The sequence below is a fragment of the Vibrio hangzhouensis genome, assembly GCF_900107935.1.
Lineage (GTDB): Bacteria > Pseudomonadota > Gammaproteobacteria > Enterobacterales > Vibrionaceae > Vibrio > Vibrio hangzhouensis.
This window is the reverse complement of record NZ_FNVG01000003.1, coordinates 189,326-209,759: the sequence shown is the minus strand read 5'-3', so window position 1 is coordinate 209,759 and position 20,434 is coordinate 189,326. Positions and strand designations below refer to the sequence as shown.

The 20,434-nt window shown below is 47.6% G+C and carries 16 protein-coding genes; 6 read left to right on the top strand and 10 right to left on the bottom strand.

Annotated elements, in window-relative coordinates; all coding sequences use genetic code 11:
• Positions 1-31 precede the first annotated feature (31 nt).
• Positions 32-2,113 carry an elongation factor G gene (gene fusA, locus C4S60_RS04575; protein WP_103879152.1) on the bottom strand — a complete coding sequence of 694 codons (2,082 nt, stop codon included), beginning with the start codon at positions 2,111-2,113 and terminating at the stop codon, positions 32-34.
• Positions 2,114-2,405: 292 nt separating this feature from the next.
• The gene (gene radA / locus C4S60_RS04570; RefSeq protein ID WP_103879151.1) at positions 2,406-3,785 is read right to left on the bottom strand and encodes a DNA repair protein RadA; all 1,380 of its coding nucleotides are present in this window, start codon (positions 3,783-3,785) and stop codon (positions 2,406-2,408) included.
• A gap of 262 nt (positions 3,786-4,047) precedes the next feature.
• On the opposite strand from radA, the gene C4S60_RS04565 reads away from it, so the two are divergent.
• Positions 4,048-6,393, top strand: a complete 2,346-nt coding sequence (locus C4S60_RS04565) for a PilZ domain-containing protein (RefSeq protein WP_103879150.1) — start codon at positions 4,048-4,050, stop codon at positions 6,391-6,393.
• Between the two features lie 61 nt (positions 6,394-6,454).
• On the opposite strand, the gene serB is transcribed toward C4S60_RS04565, so the two are convergent.
• Positions 6,455-7,423: a phosphoserine phosphatase gene (serB, locus tag C4S60_RS04560; RefSeq protein ID WP_103879149.1), complete on the bottom strand. Its 969-nt coding sequence runs from the start codon at positions 7,421-7,423 to the stop codon at positions 6,455-6,457.
• Between the two features lie 108 nt (positions 7,424-7,531).
• On the opposite strand from serB, the gene C4S60_RS04555 reads away from it, so the two are divergent.
• Positions 7,532-8,131, top strand: coding sequence for a YtjB family periplasmic protein (locus tag C4S60_RS04555; protein WP_103879148.1), 600 nt, complete (start codon positions 7,532-7,534; stop codon positions 8,129-8,131).
• An 85-nt stretch (positions 8,132-8,216) separates the two neighbouring features.
• On the opposite strand, the gene deoD is transcribed toward C4S60_RS04555, so the two are convergent.
• The 7 genes from deoD to C4S60_RS23850 form a co-directional block, all read right to left on the bottom strand.
• Complete coding sequence (gene deoD, locus C4S60_RS04550) at positions 8,217-8,936, bottom strand: purine-nucleoside phosphorylase (RefSeq protein WP_103879147.1); 720 nt, start codon at positions 8,934-8,936, stop codon at positions 8,217-8,219.
• 104 nt (positions 8,937-9,040) lie between these two features.
• Positions 9,041-10,261, bottom strand: a complete 1,221-nt coding sequence (locus C4S60_RS04545; protein ID WP_103879146.1) for a phosphopentomutase — start codon at positions 10,259-10,261, stop codon at positions 9,041-9,043.
• Positions 10,262-10,276: 15 nt separating this feature from the next.
• Positions 10,277-11,611, bottom strand: coding sequence for a thymidine phosphorylase (deoA, locus tag C4S60_RS04540; RefSeq protein WP_103879145.1), 1,335 nt, complete (start codon positions 11,609-11,611; stop codon positions 10,277-10,279).
• An 84-nt stretch (positions 11,612-11,695) separates the two neighbouring features.
• Positions 11,696-12,472 (bottom strand): deoxyribose-phosphate aldolase, encoded by a 777-nt coding sequence (gene deoC / locus C4S60_RS04535; protein WP_103879144.1) that lies wholly within the window; start codon positions 12,470-12,472, stop codon positions 11,696-11,698.
• Between the two features lie 448 nt (positions 12,473-12,920).
• Positions 12,921-14,186 (bottom strand): NupC/NupG family nucleoside CNT transporter, encoded by a 1,266-nt coding sequence (locus C4S60_RS04530; RefSeq protein WP_103879143.1) that lies wholly within the window; start codon positions 14,184-14,186, stop codon positions 12,921-12,923.
• A 198-nt stretch (positions 14,187-14,384) separates the two neighbouring features.
• A complete protein-coding gene (locus C4S60_RS04525; RefSeq protein ID WP_103879142.1) occupies positions 14,385-15,170 on the bottom strand; it encodes a TatD family hydrolase in 786 nt (261 codons plus the stop codon).
• Positions 15,160-15,282, bottom strand: a complete 123-nt coding sequence (locus C4S60_RS23850; protein ID WP_160111331.1) for a DUF5363 family protein — start codon at positions 15,280-15,282, stop codon at positions 15,160-15,162. The genes C4S60_RS04525 and C4S60_RS23850 overlap by 11 nt, the downstream gene beginning before the upstream one ends.
• A 317-nt stretch (positions 15,283-15,599) precedes the next feature.
• On the opposite strand from C4S60_RS23850, the gene C4S60_RS04520 reads away from it, so the two are divergent.
• The 4 genes from C4S60_RS04520 to C4S60_RS04505 all read left to right on the top strand — a co-directional run bounded on the left by C4S60_RS04520 (position 15,600) and on the right by C4S60_RS04505 (position 20,385).
• Positions 15,600-16,595, top strand: a complete 996-nt coding sequence (locus C4S60_RS04520; RefSeq protein WP_208623245.1) for a BMP family lipoprotein — start codon at positions 15,600-15,602, stop codon at positions 16,593-16,595.
• A gap of 114 nt (positions 16,596-16,709) precedes the next feature.
• Positions 16,710-18,290: an ABC transporter ATP-binding protein gene (locus tag C4S60_RS04515; RefSeq protein WP_103879141.1), complete on the top strand. Its 1,581-nt coding sequence runs from the start codon at positions 16,710-16,712 to the stop codon at positions 18,288-18,290.
• A complete protein-coding gene (locus C4S60_RS04510; RefSeq protein WP_103879140.1) occupies positions 18,287-19,417 on the top strand; it encodes an ABC transporter permease in 1,131 nt (376 codons plus the stop codon). Before C4S60_RS04515 ends, C4S60_RS04510 begins: the two co-directional genes overlap by 4 nt.
• Before the next feature lie 2 nt (positions 19,418-19,419).
• Positions 19,420-20,385, top strand: a complete 966-nt coding sequence (locus C4S60_RS04505) for an ABC transporter permease (RefSeq protein WP_103879139.1) — start codon at positions 19,420-19,422, stop codon at positions 20,383-20,385.
• The last annotated feature ends 49 nt before the right edge of the window (positions 20,386-20,434 follow it).

The window sequence follows — 20,434 nt, the reverse complement described above, 5'->3', positions numbered from 1 at the left end:
CGGGTTTTTACTATCTGAAGTCAAAGACCAATTACTTGTTGTCTTCTTTCGCTTTAGCGATAACTTCTTCAGCAACGTTTGCTGGACATGGTGCGTAGTGTTCGAACTCCATAGAGAACTGACCACGACCTGAAGTGATAGTACGTAGGTGACCGATGTAGCCAAACATTTCTGATAGAGGAACGTTAGCTTTAATACGAACACCAGTAGTACCAGCTTGCTGGTCTTTGATCATACCACGACGACGGTTAAGGTCACCGATTACATCACCAACGTGATCTTCTGGAGTAAACACGTCAACGTGCATGATTGGCTCAAGAAGCTGTGCACCAGCTTTTGGCATAGACTGACGGAATGCACCTTTCGCTGCGATTTCGTAAGCGATTGCCGAAGAGTCAACTGCGTGGAATGAACCGTCGAATAGCTCAACTTCTACGTCTAGCGTAGGGAAGCCAGCTAGAACACCGTTGTCCATCATGCTCGCGAAGCCTTTCTCAACTGCTGGCCAGAATTCCTTAGGAACGTTACCACCAACAACTGAAGAAGAGAACGTGAAGCCAGAGTTCGCTTCGCCTGGTTTGATACGGTAGTCGATTTTCGCGAACTGACCAGAACCACCAGATTGCTTCTTGTGCGTGTAGCTATCTTCAACTGGTTGAGTGATAGTTTCACGGTAAGCTACCTGTGGAGCACCTACTTCTAGCTCAACACCGTAAGTACGCTTAAGGATGTCTACCTTGATGTCTAGGTGAAGTTCACCCATACCTTTCAGGATAGTTTCACCTGAATCTTCATCAGTCTCAACTTGGAAAGATGGATCTTCTGCAACCATCTTACCGATAGCGATACCCATCTTCTCAGTAGAACCTTTGTCCTTCGGAGAAACAGCAATAGAGATTACTGGTTCTGGGAAGATCATAGCTTCTAGAGTAACTTCGTGCTTAGGATCACATAGAGTGTGACCTGTTTGAACGTTCTTCATACCTACTACAGCGATGATGTCACCAGCTTGTGCTTCAGTAAGTTCGTTACGCTCGTCAGCCTGCATCTCACACATACGACCGATACGCTCAGTCTTACCAGTTGCAGAGTTAAGGATAGTGTCACCCTTCTTCATGCGGCCTGAGTAGATACGGATGAACGTTAGTGCACCGAAACGGTCGTCCATGATTTTGAACGCAAGTGCTTTTAGTGGCGCGTCAGCGTCAACTGTAGCAACTTCACCAGTTGGCTCACCAGTTTCTGGATCTGTTAGAGGCTGAGGATCAACTTCAGTTGGAGCTGGTAGGTAATCTACAACAGCGTCAAGAACTAGTTGAACACCCTTGTTCTTAAATGCAGAACCACAGAATGTTGGGAAGAACGCTAGGTCGCGAGTACCTTTACGGATACAACGCTTAAGGTCTTCGATAGAAGGCTCTTCACCTTCCATGTACGCTTCCATTAGGTCGTCGTCTTGCTCTACAGCAGTCTCAACTAGCTCTTCACGGTAAGCTTCTAGATCGTCAACCATGTCAGCTGGAACGTCTTGGATTTCGTAGTTTTCTGGAAGACCAGAATCATCCCAAACGTAAGCTTTACGGCTTAGTACGTCTACAACACCAACGAAATCGTCTTCACGACCGATAGGCAGAGTCATTACTAGTGGGTTAGCGCCAAGAACGTTCTTAACTTGGTCAACAACGTTGAAGAAGTCTGCACCCATACGGTCTAGTTTGTTAACGAAGATCAGACGAGATACTTCTGATTCGTTCGCGTAACGCCAGTTTGTTTCTGACTGAGGCTCAACACCACCAGAACCACAGAATACACCGATACCGCCGTCTAGTACTTTAAGTGAACGATATACTTCAACTGTGAAGTCAACGTGTCCCGGAGTATCGATAACGTTTAGGCGGTGGCCGTTCCACTCACAAGTTACCGCAGCAGACTGGATTGTGATACCACGCTCAGCTTCCTGCTCCATGAAGTCAGTTGTAGACTCACCGTCGTGTACTTCACCAGTTTTGTGGATTTTACCAGTAAGCTTAAGGATACGCTCAGTGGTGGTAGTTTTACCCGCATCAACGTGCGCGAAAATACCAATGTTTCTGTACTTTGATAAATCTGCCATTGTCTTACTCTGTTTATAAGGTATAAATTGCGCGCAGAGTATATCACAATCTGTAAAGACCGATACCTCTGCGTGCATGTGTATTAAAAAAAAGTTATCCGAACCCGACTCGATAACACGCCACCTTGGGAGAAATAGTCTCTCAAGGCTTATGTCATCAAGCTTCAACGGATTTGGGTGTTGTTACCAGATCGCAGTTAATTTTAGCTGCTCTTGGTGATTTTTCGATGTCATTTCGCAAAATCATACTTTTGTTGGCGGTATTCTACCTGAATTCAGGCAAAAACCACCATTAAAGTTCATCAAATGCTGAAATCGCTTCTGAAAGCTTCTTCACGCCATGGATTTGCATGCCTTCAATGCCGCCTTTTGGCATGTTCGCAGCCGGCACAATCGCTTTTTTGAAGCCGTGCTTAAATGCTTCCATTAAACGCTCTTGGCCACTCGGTACCGGACGAATCTCGCCAGCAAGACCCACTTCACCAAATACCACGACATCTTTTGGCAATGGGCGGTCACGGAAACTGGACAGCAGTGCCATAACCAAAGCAAGGTCAGCGCTGGTTTCAGTCACCTTCACGCCCCCCACCACATTGACGAACACATCTTGATCCGCCATTTGTAGACCGCCATGCTTATGTAGCACAGCCAAAAGGAGTGACAGACGATTTTGCTCCAGACCAACAGCCACTCGGCGCGGATTCGCTAATTGGCTGTAATCCACCAGCGCTTGGATCTCAACAAGCAACGGACGAGTCCCCTCCCAAACCACCATAACGGAGCTGCCTGATGTTTCTTCTTCCCCTCGCGACAAGAAAATGGCCGACGGGTTGCTGACTTCTTTTAAGCCCTGCCCTGTCATGGCAAACACACCCAGTTCATTTACTGCACCAAATCGGTTCTTGTGGCTGCGAAGCGTTCTAAAGCGGCTATCAGTACCACCATCGAGCAGCACGGAGCAGTCAATAATGTGCTCTAGCACTTTTGGACCGGCCAACGTACCGTCTTTCGTTACGTGCCCAACAATAAAGATCGCGACGTTATTTTGCTTGGCATAACGGGTCAATGCGGTTGCCGACTCCCTGACCTGAGCGACACTACCCGGTGAAGACTGAACATCAGCAACATGCATTACCTGAATCGAGTCAATAACCATAAGCTTCGGCTGCTCTTTTTCAGCAATCTGACAGATACGATCGACATTGGTCTCGGACAGCATTTTCAGATGGTGCTTAGGCAGCCCTAAGCGAGAGGCACGCATCGCCACCTGCTGAAGTGATTCTTCTCCAGTCACATACAGGGTCGGCATCTGAGACGACAACCAACACATTGCCTGAAGTAATAGCGTCGACTTACCCGCTCCCGGGTTACCACCGATAAGAATGGCGGCTCCGGGTACCACCCCACCGCCCAATACGCGATCGAGTTCCTTAAAACCACTGGTGAATCGAGGCACTTCCTGAAGGTCGATCTCTGACAAAGTTTGAATTATCGATTCGGTGGCACTGCCAGCGTACCCTGACAGTCGTTCGTTTCTCGCTACCTGAGGCGAAGCCGCCAAGCGCACTTCACTGATGGTATTCCAGCTCCCACATGCATTACACTGACCTTGCCAGCGGGGAAAGTCTGCACCACAGTCGTTGCAAACATACGCTCTTTTTGCTTTTGCCATAATTTAAGTCAACCTATCAGCATAATCTCGACACACTGCAATCCATTGCATTTTAAGTTGAGTAATGCGTTATTTTTTACTTCCGTTCAGAGATATATATTGTCAAGAGACGACAATAATCTAAAAATAGATCCTGCTACTACCTTAAATGTATCCGTTGATAACGCTAAGGTTTTCGGCAAGGTTGCCGATAAAATAGCATCACGCTGTAATATTTTTTTGATGACATTCATCATCTTCAAGGGACACTTTAACAAAACTCATGCAGCAACCTGAAATACTTTCCATTGCAGAACGATTAATTTCGGCGTATCACGCGGAAGATTTTGACCTTGTACTAAATCAGGTGACTGAGGGCGAATCCCCATCCACCAAATTGTTGGTCAAAATGGAACTGAATCGCCTTATGGCTCCCTGCCATAAGCGCATAGACCTGCGCGGCCGAGTTACCACAGACTGTCACGAATATCAACTAAACGGTTTGGCACACTGGCTGGATGATCGGGCGTTCGATGTCTACCACAAACTGACTAAAAAGTTTGGCGGTTACACTGAAGGCGTCTGGGAGTCTCTGGTTAATAGACGCACCATCAGTAGCCTTGGTAATGAGCAGCGCCATGCTCATCAGGACGATCTTTCCGATCCAAAAAGTCCTTATGCCGCAGACGCAATCAATCTTGGCTACGATCTGAAACGCAAGGAAAACCGACTCAAACTGGAATCTCAGGTTTCGATTGAACTGGAAAATGGCGACACCATTACTGGCATGAGCGTTGATTTGTCTAGTTCTGGAGGTAAATTCAAGGTTCCTGGTACCTTTGACTATGATCTTGGCCAAATTATCAGCGTTCATTTTGATGAACTGGCACAATCCACTCAGATAAAAGAGATCACTGAGCCCATTGAATATCGCGTCCTCGGTGTCGACGGGATCCATGGCGTTTCTCCCGTTAAGTATTTGCGTACCCTCAGGCTTACTCGCACCAATGCAGTAGAACTTGTGGTAGAAAAGCTCCTCAATACTGAGTCAAAAAAACTCCGCCACGACAATCAGGATCGCATAACACGTGCTCGCACTCGGGGCTTTGAGCATACCTACCTTAAACACGCCTGCAACCTGCCGCTGTTTTTTAGTGGCAACGAACTCAAAGTGGCGTTGTTAACCGAGAATAATCAGGACATCTGGCACTACTGGCACGATGAACGCAATCAGCAGTCATTAGGAGCCCTGTTCTCCGAGCAAAGAATGGAACTGTTGGTTAAAGCCGGAATTAAAGGCTGTAGCAACGTGCTCTATACCTTCACTCACGATCATCAGGGAATGAAGCTGTTTTATTCGATGATGATGCCCGAGGCCGACCGACAGGAGCGTCAACTTTTCTGGCACATTGGTGCAAGGCGCAAATCGTGGAAAGCATTTCGCCTGTCCGTATTCGAATTGTCGGATGAAGATGTTGATTCCATCTCCAGTAACTACAGTGATCTCGTGGCGTCGAGTGAAAAACTCACACATTTTGGTATCCTTCAGGAAATCAGTGATGCCTCGTCAGCCTGTGATTACCTGTTCACAGAAAAGCCACGATTACCAACCAGTGAACTCCATCGATTTCGACATCCAAGGAGAATCACCAGCCAACCGCGCGGTCTTTACTTCGATGCCCAGTCGCGCAGAAAAGAGCCCCGTTACCAGTTCAGTTCTCCGCTGTTTGTACAATGCGATGAAAGCACCATTATCCGTGGTAAGACAATCGATTTATCCAAGCGTGGCGCCAGTGTTGAGTTGAGCGAGCCATTGCCGCTCCATTCCGGCGCCACTGTGCATGTAGACTATCTTGAGTTGAAGCGCTACAACGATCGGTTACCTCTCAACCGGGTCCCTTACGAGGTGGTGAGACTGTCGCAAGATAGAAAAACCGTCCATTTGTCGATCCTTGAGTCAGGCAAAACAATTAAAACTATCGCCTTCTTTAACGGCATCATTGACAACAATCAGGACAAGTTGATTGTCAAACAGGAACTGCTGCCCAGCCCAGCTCTGCTAGAGTCTCTGCACAACGTATTGTTGGCTAAAATGGTCTCGACACCAATTTACATCGACAAACGCGGCACCTCCGTCAAGAGCCGGAATATCGGCGTTAATTTTCCCCTGGCAGGATACCTGCAGTTCTTTGAACGTATCGGGCATAATCAGAAGATTGCTCTTGAGCCTATATTTAAAGGACGCAGTAATACCCTGATAGCCGAGCCTATGAAGAAAAAACCGGGGGCGAAGCCGGTGTATCACGAATTGTACATTGGTGTACTGAAGTTGGGAGAGCGAATCCAGTCTATCCACAGCAAGCTGCGCGAAGACTTTGAATCAACCCAAAGTCGGATAAAATTCATCAAAGATGCGCTGAGTATGGGAGAACTCTATGTCCTGCGAGTCTCATCCGGGCCCGTTTATGATGCGCTGACCACCTTGATGAAAAAAGACATCAATGAACTGCTGTCACTCAGCCTCAGTCACGCGCGCAATCTGGAAAATGAGATGACCTCCATTTGTGGCTACTGTGAGTTAATCGACATTACTGAAGAAGTGTTAATCCGCTTAGAACTCAACCACTAATATCAGAAAGGGACGCCAATGCGCCCCTTTCTGTATGTTACCTGTCAATCATTGGTGAAGCTCACCAACTGATCCGTTTCTGTTTGGCAAGCAGTCCTGAAAGCACACAGACAACACCACCCAATCCGGCATGATTAATGGCAACCTGAGCTTGTGCTTCTACTTTTGGTTTGGCATGGTACGCAATCCCGAGGCCAGCCGCTGACATCATCACCAAATCATTGGCTCCGTCGCCGACGGCAATCGTATTGTGAGGTTCAACGTCATAGTCTTCCGCCAATTCCAGCAGGATGTCAGCCTTGGTCTGCGCGCACACCACATCCCCAATGACTTTACCAACCAGTTTGCCATCTTTGATGTCCAGTACGTTGGAACGTGCATAATCCAGATTCAGCTTTTGCTTCAGGTGGTCAGAAAAATAGGTAAAACCACCAGAAGCAATGGCCGTTTTCCATCCAAAGGACTGAAATGTTTTAATCAGCTCTTGCAATTCTGGCATCAACGGCAGGTCTTTTCTGACTTCGCTGAGGATAGATTCATCCGCACCTTTTAGTGTGGCTACACGTTGGCGCAGACTCTGTTCGAAATCCAGCTCCCCTTGCATCGCACGTTCGGTTACCTCGGCCACTTGCTCACCAACACCTGCCAGTTTGGCAATCTCGTCAATACATTCAATCTGAATCGCCGTTGAGTCCATATCCAGAACAATAACACCCGGTTTATTCAAATCTGGTACATCGCATAGCGCGGCACAGTCAACTCTAAGCTCATTGAGAATCTGTTTATGGTCCGCAGTCAAGCGTCCTTCCATCAACGCGACTTCATAGGGTCCCACTTGCCAGACATCAAGGATCCGGCTCGTTTCACCCACGTAGAAATCCATATCATTGAACAGATCGGGTGAGAGGTAAGGGGCATATAAAATCCAACTGGCCTTACTTTTCTCCAGTTGATGAGACTGTAACGTCTCTGGGAAACGTTCCTTTAACGGGATACGTTTGGTAATCGCTAACGGCTTAACAGCGTCCATGGCTTTTCCTTCCTTATAAATCGCTACCAAGACGTTAACCTATTGCAATTTGGTTGTGCAAGTATCAATATGAACCAATCAGTCATTTCTTAGTACTTTTATACTTATATGGACGGTTCGCTGTTTTCATTTCGAAACTTTTTACGATTTGTCGCCCTCTGCCTGATTGGCGCTATGGTGTTCTTTATTACCACCAACAGCGTTGTGATCAGTAAGGGGAACGAGCGAATTCAAGCCAATCAGCTCGAAGTATTGACCAAAGTCCTCATTTCTCAGGCCTCTCTGTCTGCGAGACAGATGTTGATAGACCAGGATCAGGAGCGCCTTGGTGCGCTGACGAATCAACTGGCCACTGAACGCCTGGTGCTGGATGCGACCGTTTACGACTCAGAAGGGGTCAAAGTCGCGGCCAGTAATGATGCGAAGTCAGTGCGTGAGGTACTGGGTTTAGATACCCCGCTGTCTACGGCCAGTATTGGGCGACAGCAGTTGGTTGAGCCGATCATTAACGACAACACCATTATTGGTTTTGTTCGTATTACTTTCGAAACGGGGAAAGTCACGGCCATCTCGGACCATCACTACCGCAAGAGTGATCGTTTCATGTATATGATGATCCTGATGAGCTTTATTTCCGGAGTACTACTCATGGTGGTCATCAGACGGCACACCAAGAGCAAAGGTGAAAATCTGCTACTCAAGCAGTAACTTGCTCGGCAGCGCAGAAAGATCATAAAAAAGCCTCGCGAATGCGAGGCTTTTACGTCCTTATGACTGGCGGAAAGTGTAAAACTTATTCGGCATCACCAAGTAGTACAGAGTCCAGGGCAATTTCCATCATTTCATTGAACGTCGTAGCGCGCTCATCAGAGGTGGTTTGCTCACCAGTCTTAATGTGGTCAGAAACGGTGCAGATGGCCAACGCCTTTGCGCCGTACTCAGCTGCCACACCGTAGATACCAGCGGCTTCCATCTCAACGCCCACAATGCCATATTTGTCCATCACGTCGAACATTTCTGGATCGGGAGTATAGAACAACTCAGCAGAAAAGAGGTTACCCACTTTCACATCGATACCACGAGCTTTTGCTGCTTCTTCCGCATTCTTCACCATCTGGTAGTCAGCGATCGCTGCGAAATCGTGATTTTTAAAGCGAATACGGTTCACTTTAGAGTCTGTACATGCACCCATGCCAATCACTACATCGCGAACTTTAATATCTTCGTTCACGGCACCGCAGCTGCCGACACGGATAATTTTCTTAACACCGAAGTCTTTAATAAGTTCAGTGACGTAGATTGAGCATGAAGGAATACCCATGCCATGGCCCATGACAGAAATTCGACGCCCTTTATATGTACCGGTATAGCCGTACATATTACGAACGTCACACACTTGTACTGCATCATCCAAAAACGTGTCTGCGATGTATTTTGCGCGAAGTGGATCACCCGGCATCAATACTACGTCTGCAAAATCACCCATTTCCGCGTTAATGTGAGGAGTCGCCATCACTCTTTCCCTCTGTTGGTTTTTAAGTCCTGGGGTCTAGGTTCCAGGAACAAGCAAATTAAAACAAACGCCCGATCGTATCTTCGGGCGTTAAAACGATTAAATTATAGGAAGTTCTTTCCGTAATCCATTGAGGATGTACCAAAGTAACTTGCCAGGCTTTGACCAATATCAGCAAAGCTATCACGAAGGCCCAATGAGCCCGCAGGTACTTTGTCACCATACACGATGACAGGAATGTGCTCACGAGTATGGTCCGTACCTGGCCATGTTGGGTCACAGCCATGGTCAGCCGTCAGAATAAGCACATCATCTTCCTGCATCAGTTCGATCACTTCATGAATACGAGAATCGAAGTACTCCAAAGCGGCAGCGTAACCTGCAACATCGCGGCGGTGGCCGTAAGCGGAATCAAAGTCGACGAAGTTAGTGAATACGATAGTATTATTACCGGCTTCTTTAATTTGCTCTTTGGTCGCTTCAAACAAGGCTGGAATGCCCGTTGCTTTCACTTTTTTCGTGATACCACAGTTCGCATAAATATCCGCGATCTTACCGATAGATACAACCTGACCTTGTTTCTCCTCAACCAATTTCGACAGCACTGTTGGTGCTGGTGGTTCAACAGAAAGATCACGGCGGTTGCCCGTACGTTCGAACTGACCTTTGCCTGGTCCCACAAATGGACGCGCGATAACACGACCAATGTTGTAGTCTTCCAACTCTTCACGGGCAATTTGGCAAAGCTCTAACAAGCGGTCAAGTCCAAAGGTCTCTTCATGACAAGCGATCTGGAATACCGAATCGGCGGAGGTATAGAAAATAGGCTGACCTGTTTTCATATGCTCTTCACCCAGATCATCCAATACCTGTGTGCCCGATGCGTGACAGTTACCCAGAAAACCGTCTAAACCCGCTCGCTCCAGGATGCGGTCTGTCAGCTCTTTCGGGAAGCTGTTTTCTTTGTCGGTAAAATAGCCCCAATCAAACAGCACGGGTACACCTGCAATCTCCCAGTGACCTGAAGGTGTATCTTTACCCGAGGAAAGCTCAGCAGCATGACCATAAGCACCGATAATCTCAACATTATCAGATAACCCGTGAGCCAACGCACCGGTTGACTCCTTATGCGCCATTGCCAAGCCCAGCTTTGACAGATTTGGCAATTTCAGTTCACCGCTGCGCTGGTCGTTATCAGCAAGCCCTTTTGCGCATTGCTCTGCAATGTGTCCCATTGTGTCTGAGCCCACATCACCAAACTTGTCAGCATCGGCAGATGCGCCAATACCGAATGAATCTAATACTAAAATAAATGCACGTTTCATAATTTCTCCCCACGCTTATGCGAGATCTTCCGCGCGAATCTGGCGGTACACACAAGGCGTTTCTGTATAAGGTTGCTCACCCACTGTCACTGCTGCTTTCAGTGCGGTTGCGGCTTCTTGCCACTGCGCTTCGTTACGCGCGTGGATGACGGCCAATGGTTTGTCTGCGCTGGCGTGTTCACCCAATCGGATAAACTGGTCAAAACCGACCGCATAGTCGATTGCGTCTGTTGCAACTCGGCGACCACCACCCATGCCAACAACAGCCATACCGATCGCACGCGTATCCATTGCTGAAACAATGCCCTCGTTATCAGCGAATACAGGCTTAATAATTTCCGCTTTCTCTAGGTAATTATCGTAGTTTTCTACGAAGTCTGCCGGACCACCTAAGCCTTTAACCATTTTGCCAAAGCACGCTGCCGCTTTCCCGTTGTCCAGAACGTCATTAAGCATCGCTTCTGCCTGCTCTGAATTATCTGCCAGTTTGGCCAATACCAACATTTCGCTGCACAGCGCCATCGTCACGGTATACAGTCTTGGGTTGCGGTATTCTCCCGTCAAAAACTGAACCGCTTCACGCACTTCAACAGCATTACCCGCCGATGAGGCCAGCACCTGATTCATGTCGGTCAGAATTGCCGTTGTCTTAGTGCCAGCGCCATTCGCCACGGCAACAATTGAGTTTGCCAGTTCTTCTGATGCTTCGTAGGTTGGCATAAAGGCACCAGAACCCACCTTCACATCCATAACTAAAGACTCTAAGCCTGCCGCCAATTTCTTCGACAGAATGGATGCAGTGATAAGTGAAATGTTGTCAACCGTTGCGGTAATGTCACGCGTCGCGTAAACACGTTTATCCGCAGGAGCCAGATCGCCAGTCTGACCGATGATCGCCACGCCTGCGTCTTTTGTCACTTGTCCAAACACATCATTTGTCGGGGTAATGTTATAGCCCGGAATCGACTCCAGTTTGTCCAGTGTGCCGCCGGTATGGCCCAGGCCACGACCTGAGATCATGGGAACAAAGCCACCGCAGGCCGCAATCATCGGGCCAAGCATCAATGAGGTTACATCACCCACGCCACCGGTCGAATGCTTATCAACAATCGGACCACCAAAATTCATATGACCCCAGTCGATAACCATGCCGGAATCGCGCATGGCACAGGTCAGTGCAATACGTTCTGGCATAGTCATTTCATTGAAAAAGATCGTCATTGCAAAAGCGGCAATCTGACCTTCAGAGACGGTGTCATTGGCCACACCCTGAATAAAGAAGTTGATTTCTTCTGCGCTAAGCTCTTGGCCATCGCGTTTCTTACGAATAATTTCTTGAGGTAAATACACTAGTGCCTCCCCAGTCTAAGCTTGGGTTGTAGGGATAGAGGGAATAGTGGTGGCATGAAAGGCGCCACCACCCAAATCAACTGATTAGTAAGCAGATGGGTCTGCTGTTTCGTCAGTGACTTCTAATGTATTCAGTAGATTTGTCAGAAGGCTTGAAGCACCAAAACGGTAGTGCATGTTGTCTGCCCAGTCTGCACCTAGAATTTCATCAGCCATCGCCAGATAAGCGGCTGCATCTTCAGCAGTGCGTACGCCACCTGCTGGCTTGAAGCCAACTTTCTCGGCAACGCCCATATCACGAATCACTTCTAGCATCATGCGTGCGTATTCTGGAGTTGCGTTCACTGGCACTTTACCTGTCGATGTTTTGATAAAGTCCGCACCAGCTTTAATACAGATCTCTGATGCCTTCTTGATCAGTGCTTCCTCTTTAAGCTCACCGGTTTCGATGATCACTTTAAGAAGAATGTCGCCACACGCTTCTTTACATTGCTTAACTAGCTCGAAACCGACTTCTTCGTTGCCAGCCATCAGTGCGCGGTAAGGGAATACTACGTCCACTTCATCTGCACCGTATGCAACCGCCGCTTTGGTTTCAGCTACAGCAATGTCAATGTCGTCGTTACCGTGAGGAAAGTTAGTTACGGTAGCGATACGTACTTCTGGTGTACCTTGTTCGCGTAGTGTTTTCTTAGCGATAGGAATAAAGCGAGGGTAGATACAGATCGCCGCCGTGTTACCCACAGGCGATTTCGCGTCATGACACAGTGCGATCACTTTTTCATTCGTGTCGTCGTCATTTAGCGTGGTTAGATCCATAAGTTTAAGTGCACGTAGAGCTGCTGATTTTAAATCGCTCATTTCTATCTCCGGTCAAAATATTCAATTAATTACCTGACAAACACGTCAGCAATAAATGAACGGACTTGGTTCCTTGAAGACTCAGCGTAGCTGTCGTCACGACGGCTGCCAATTGCTATCCTTGTCACCGCACAGTACCTGCTCGTTATAATCACCTGATTCCTATCTGAGGTGAGAACTGGCTCTGGCTACATAATGCTTCGCGAAAACACGAAAGAATTACTTAGTAGCCTATACATTATAGGACTCTTCCTCAAAACGGTAGGGCTGATTAAAACGCAAACGGTTTGTATCTCAAAAAACTTCCATTCAGTCGCTGAATCGCTTGTCCCGCAACGATTCCCGTGGGGTTTTGTGGCTCCCCAAAACCAAAAAAGCCCCGCAGCAATTTCTTGCTACGGGGCGATTTAATATGGCGTCTATATACTAATAACCTTTACGCGGACAATTAAATGCCAGCTAGGCTTAGACAGAAGCCAGCAATCGTTGCTGCCATCAGGTTAGATAGCGTACCCGCGATTACTGCTTTCACACCCATGCGAGCGATATCACCGCGACGCTTAGGCGCAAGGCTACCCAGACCACCTAGTAGGATTGCGATAGAAGAAAGGTTCGCAAAACCACATAGAGCGAATGAGATGATTGCCTTAGTTTTCTCAGAAAGAACAACTGGTGCTGCTTCACCTAGGTATGGTGCGAAGTTTGCGTAAGCAACGAATTCGTTCGCTACTGTCTTCATACCGATGAACTCACCCGCGATAGTTGCTTCAGACCATGGCACACCTAGTAGGAATGCTAGTGGCGAGAAGACCCAACCAAGAATCATTTCTAGACGTAGGTCTGGCATACCAACCCAGCCACCGATGCCGCCAAGCATACCGTTCACTAGTGCGATAAGACCGATAAATGCGATAAGCATTGCGCCCACGTTCAGCGCTAGTTGAAGACCTGCTGATGCACCGCCCGCCGCAGCGTCGATAACGTTAGCTGGTTTGTCTTCACCTTCAGCGCCGATGTCGTGGATTTGCTCAATTGGCTCGTCCGTTTCTGGCTTGATGATCTTAGCGAATAGAAGACCACCCGGTGCAGCCATGAATGATGCAGCAACCAAGTACTCGATTGGCACGCCCATTGAAGCGTAACCTGCCAATACACCACCAGCGATAGAAGCCAGACCACCACACATTACAGCGAATAGCTCTGATTGAGTCATCTTAGGCACGAAAGGACGTACAACAAGTGGAGCCTCAGTTTGACCTACGAAGATGTTCGCTGCTGCAGACATAGATTCCGCGCGAGATGTACCCAGTGCTTTCTGAAGACCGCCACCAAGGATCTTGATAACCCACTGCATCACACCTAAGTAATAAAGTACCGAGATAAGAGCAGAGAAGAAGATCAGTGTAGGTAGTACGCGGAATGCGAAAATGAAACCGCCGCCGCCAAAGACTTCAAACATCTTGTCAGAAACAAGACCACCGAATAGGAAAGACGTACCGTCGTTACCGTAGTTAATTACGTTAGATACAGCGTCAGAAAAACTACGCAGGATCTCTTGACCCCAAGGTACATAAAGAACGAATGCACCAAGTGCAAATTGGATGGCAAAAGCACCAGCCACAGTTCTGATATTAATAGCTTTGCGGTTATCCGATAGAAGTACTGCGATAAGAATCAGTACAACCATACCAACCAGGCTCATAAACAGGCTCATAGTTTATGACTTCCTTATATTTAATAATTTGGCGTGTAACAAAATTTGTAGCTCAAAAGCGGGGCGATTATACAAAGCCACAGAAAAGAAAGTAGTACCCCCCTCACACTTTCGTATTCAACACATAAAAGATACACACATTTTTGTGAAGTGTATCACAAAGAGATCCTGCAATCGTTTTCGAATTTACAATTAAGATCAATTTATATCACAAAAATTAAACGTTGATTTGCTATTTTTCCATAGCTGTGACGTAACCGTTTGCTCATTTTCATTTCTCAGCACAATAAGCGAAGATAGAACCATATTCACCATTTTTGGTTCATTAATCTGCCCTTGATACCCACTTAGTGGCATATCGGGAGCATCCGTTTCTAAAACCAGACTTTCTAAAGGTAAAGCGGCGATAGTTGTGCGGGTTTTGCGCGCTCTTTCATACGTGATAACCCCGCCAATGCCAATTTTAAGTCCCAGCATGACGTAATCCATCGCTTGTTGATAGCTACCACTAAAGCCATGAATAACACCTCCATATAGAGGACGATGTTGTTTAAGAAGTGAAATCATGTCCTGGTGGGCCTTGCGACAATGAAGAATGACGGGAAGTTGGAACTGGTTGGCAATGCGGACTTGCTCAGCCAACAACATTTTCTGCTGTGACTCTTGCTCTCTGCCAAAATAAAAGTCGAGGCCACATTCACCAATCGCCACGCATTTTTTTGACGCCAGCGCCAGAGGAATCCGCTCCAAGAGTTGCTCGGCTCCTTGTTTGCAGTTTTCTTCGATAAAGAGGGGATGAAACCCTAGAGCGAAGTAGACGTCACTATGTTCATGAGCAAGCTGCTCAATTTCAGGCCAGTTGTTGACGTTGATCCCAGGAACGATCATCGCTCTAACCTCTGCTCGCTTTGCCTCCTTTAGCACCTGATGCAGATTTTTCTTTTTTGCCACCAGGTCGAGGTGGCAGTGGGTATCAATCATCATCACGTGGCTCTTTCTTATAAGGGACACAGCTGCGTTTATTTTCTGGCGTCAGTCCCATGGAAGCACACCATTCGTCGTATTTTTTAAGCCATCTTTTGAGCAGTTTTATCATCATAATTTACCTGTGCGAGATGTAATCGATTGCAATTAATGATATCGCAATGCCTTGCTATTCAAAGGGTAGCGCAATAGTTAGAGTTTTATCACTAAGTTGTGACTTACCCCTCAATGCTGAGATGCAAACTGTTTTTTTTCACATACGCAAACGATAAAATGTTGCCTATTGTTTGTAAACCACACAATTTGTCTCTATCGTCATTTTGGTGTCGTTTACAAGCGACCACTTTCTAGGCACATACTATGTGGATTAGCCTAGCCTATCGAATCGTCAATGATACCCCATCATTCGACACTACAAGGGAATTGATCGTGAAAAAAACTATTCTAAAAATGTCTGCGCTCGCAGTAGCCGTAACTTCATTTGGCGCGTTCGCAGCAAAACCAGCAGTGGTTTACGATACAGCAGGTAAATTCGACAAGTCGTTCAACGAAGCCGTATTCCAAAACGGTGTAAAAGTCTTCAATGCTGACAAAGGCATTAAAGTGCGTGAATTTGAACCGCAAAACGAAGCTCAGCGTGAACAGGGTCTGCGTCGTCTAGCAAGTCGTGGTTTTACGCCAATCGTAGCAGTAGGCTTTAACATGGCTTCAGCCGTTGAAAAAGTGGCTACCGAGTTCCCTGACATTCAATTCACTATCATCGACATGGTTGTTGATAAGCCAAACGTTCAATCAATCGTCTTTAAAGAGCACGAAGGTTCTTTCTTGGTGGGTGCACTGGCAGCAAAAGCATCTGAAACGGCGAAAGTTGGCTTTGTTGGTGGTATGGATATTCCACTGATCCGTAAGTTCGAGTGTGGCTACCGTCAAGGTGCTAAATACGCAAACCCACAAGTCGAAACATTCCAGAACATGACAGGTTCTACACCAGCGGCGTTCGCCGATCCAGCGAAAGGCTCTGAGCTTGCTAAGTCTCAGTTCTCAAAAGGTGTTGACGTTGTTTATGCGGCAGCTGGTGGCACAGGTATGGGTGTTTATCAGGCTGCGAAAGATGCAGGCAAATATGCCATCGGTGTTGACTCTAACCAAAACCACCTACAGCCAGGCACTATGCTGACCTCTATGGTTAAAAAAGTCGGCGTTGCCGCTTACAACACCTGGGATGAAGCAGAGAAAGGCACTTGGCAAGCAGGCATCAAAGTTCTTGGTCTTAAAGAAGGTGCTGTTGAGTGGGCATACGACGATCACAACAAAGACCTGATCACAGCTGAAATGAAGTCATACTTGGACGGCCTGCAAGCGGACATCATCGCTGGCAATATCCAGGTACATGACTACATGTCTGACAACACCTGTAACTTCTAAGCACTCCTCGCTCAGAATGAAGACCTGGTTTATTCGATTAATATCAATAACCTAGGTAAAAATAACAACGCCGCTGCCTAAAAACAGCGGCGTATAATTATAAGGCAGTATCAAGTGACAAATGGACATTCTATTGCCATCGAACTGAAACAGATCGACAAACGCTTTGGTGCAGTACACGCAAACCGAGCCATCGACCTTTCCGTTCCTAAAGGCACGATTCACGGCATCATTGGTGAGAATGGTGCCGGCAAGTCCACTCTTATGAGTATTATTTACGGATTTTATCATGCCGATGCGGGTGAAATGACCGTAAACGGCGCACCATACAAGCCAGCTAACTCTCAAGAAGCCATTAAGGCCGGCATTGGTATGGTCCACCAACACTTTATGTTGGTTGAAACATTTACCGTATTAGAGAACATTGTTCTCGGTGCAGAAGACGGGTGGAAGCTACAAGAAAGCTTGGGCAAGGCCCGCAAAAAATTGAAGTCATTGGCAGAAGACTATGGTCTGGAAGTGCCACTGGACGCCGTTGTGGGTGAACTCCCCGTTGGCCTTCAACAACGCGTCGAGATACTAAAAGCACTGTATCGCGGGGCAAAGATCCTCATTCTTGATGAGCCAACAGGGGTACTCACCCCACAAGAAGCCGATCATTTATTCCGTATTTTGGATAAGCTCAGAGCCCAGGGCACCACAGTAATGATCATCACGCACAAACTGCGTGAAGTACTCGCTATTACAGACAACATTTCAGTCATGCGTCAGGGTACGATGGTTGAGCATGTGGTGACGGCAAATACCAATAAAGAAGAGTTGGCTGAGCTGATGGTGGGTCGTAAAGTTCGCCTTAAAGTCGACAAGTCCGCTTCAACGCCTAAGAAAGAATTGATCAAAGTCGAAAACCTCCAGTATTTCGACGATGCCGGTGTTGAACGCGTCAAAAGCGTTAACTTTGGTGTAAGGCAAGGTGAAGTCGTTGGTATTGCCGGGGTATCAGGGAACGGTCAGTCTGAAATTCTAGGACTACTCTCAGGTATTCTTCAACCTCATTCCGGCCGCATCGAACTAAACGGTAGTCATATCGATAAACACCACCCACTGGATCCACAGCAAGTACGTGCGATTGGTGTGGGTCACATTCCTGAAGACCGCCACAAGCAGGGGTTGATCAACAAATTTGAAGCTCAGGAAGCTTACATATTGGGTTATCACCACTTACCTCAATACAACAAAGGGCTACTGCAGGACAAGCAAGCCATTAAAGAAAGTTGTCAGGCGAGCATGGACAAATGGGACGTGCGTCCTAATGATACTACTCTTAAGACTGCTAACTTTTCGGGGGGAAATCAGCAAAAGCTAGTGATTGCCCGCGAGATGGAGCAAAACCCGGACGTACTGCTCGTCGGTCAACCAACCCGTGGCGTCGATATTGGTGCGATTGAATACATCCACCAGCAAATCATTGCAGCACGTGATGAAGATAAAGCCGTGCTCTTAGTATCAGTTGAACTGGATGAAATCCTCAGTCTTTCTGACCGTATTCTGGTGGTCTTTGATGGCTCTATCGTAGGTGAAGTCTCCATCGAAGATGCCGATGAGAAAACACTAGGTCTGATGATGGCGAATATTATGCCAGATCACCTTAAAGCTTCGAATAAGCAGGCTGAGCAGCAAGGAGAAAGCGCATGAGCCAAGCAAGAGTACCAGCTTGGGTAACGGTGGCACTACTACCCGCAATTAATGTTCTGGTTGCGTTTCTGGTGTCTGCCCTGCTGTTTATGTACATCGATATTAACCCTATTGATGCCGCGAAAGTGATGTGGACCGGTGCGTTTGGTTACGCTGAAGGTTTCGGCTACACCATGTATTACGCCACTGGCTTTATTTTTACCGGACTGGCTGTTGCCGTGGCCTTCCACGCAGGTTTGTTCAATATCGGTGGTGAAGGTCAGGCCTACATCGGCGGTTTGGGGGTCGGTCTCGTCTGTCTGACCTTAGGTGAATATGCGCCTTGGTATATCGTGTTTCCTGTCGCCATTATCGCTGGTGGACTATTTGGGGCTGCGTGGGCGTTTATTCCGGCTTACCTGCAGGCAAAACGCGGTTCACACATCGTAATCACCACTATCATGTTCAACTTTATCGCCTCTTCATTGATGGCGTACCTGCTAGTAGACATTCTTAAGCCAGAAAACACCATGGCAACAGAAAGTCGCGTATTTGCAGTATCGAGCTGGCTGCCTAAAATGCATGAAATGCTTGCCGTCGTAGGTATTGAGATGGCACCTAGCCCGATGAACCTCAGCTTTATCTTTGCACTGCTGTGTTGTTTGTTTGTCTGGCTCTTTATGTGGCACTCCCGCTGGGGCTACGAGATTCGTTCGGTCGGTTCAAACCCTTCAGCGGCCAGCTATGCGGGCATCAAATACGTTAAGATCATTATTCTGACGATGTTAATTTCCGGTATGTTGGCTGGCTTCTTTGGCCTTAACGTTCTGCAAGGTGAACTGCACCAAATCAAACTCAACTTTGTTGAAGGATTTGGATTTACCGGTATTGCGGTTGCCCTTATGGGCCGTAATCATCCTGTTGGTGTATTGCTGGCAAGTTTACTGTTTGGTTTCCTTTACCAGGGTGGCGCTGAGTTGAGTTTTGAGTACGGTGTCGACCGTAACATCGTGGTGGTGTTGCAGGGTTTGGTGATTCTGTTCTCTGGCGCACTCGAGCATATGTTCCGTCCGTCACTGGAAAAAACATACCTCAAGCTTTTTGGTAAAAACAACCATAAGCAACAAGCAGAGAAAGGAGTCGCTTGATTATGTTTGAAACGATTATTCTCATGCTTGATGCCACCCTACGTGTGGCGACACCGCTGATTCTGGCCTCTCTGGCTGGCATGTTTTGTGAACGCTCAGGTATTGTTAACATCGCTCTGGAAGGCAAACTGCTTGCTGCTGCATTTGCTGGTGCAGCGACTGCTCACATAACGGGCTCAGCATGGCTAGGTCTGTTTGCTGGTGTTGGCGTTTCTGTACTGCTGGCACTGCTGCATGGCTTTGCCTGTATTACCCACCGCGGAGATCAGGTAGTCAGTGGTATGGCTATCAACATCCTTGCAGCTGGTTTGACAATCACATTGGGCCGCCACTGGTTCCAGCAAGGTGGTCAGACTCCGGCTCTGTCAGGGGACGCACGTTTTGCGCCGATCACCTTCCCTGGTGCCGACGCTGTTGCGGATATTCCTGTCCTTGGGCATATCTATTCAGAGCTCATCAGCGGACACTCGATTCTGGTCTATCTGGTGGTATTCATCGTGCCAGCCTGTTGGTACCTACTATTCCGAACCCGCTTTGGCTTGCGCCTGCGAGCGGTAGGTGAGTCACCTTCTGCAGTCGACACTGCCGGTATCTCGGTTGTAGGGATGCGTTATGCAGCAGTGGCTATCTGTGGTGTTCTGGTGGGGATTGGTGGTGTTTACCTGTCGGTTGCACAAACAGCACAATTCATTCCGAATATGAGTGCCGGTAAAGGCTATATGGCACTGGCTGCCCTTATCTTTGGTAAATGGCGTCCATTTACCGCTATGGGTGCCTGTTTGCTGTTTGGCTTCTTAGACGCACTGGCTATTCGTATGCAAGGCGTCACCATTGGCGATTTCCCGATCCCAGTACAGGCGATTGAAGCAATACCTTATGTACTAACCGTATTCCTATTGGCAGGCTTCATTGGAAAAGCCATCGCACCGAAAGCCATCGGTGTGCCTTACGCAAAAGAGCGCGAGTAGCACTAACGATGTCTGCCCCCTCCTCTACCGGAGATAAAAAAAACCGCTC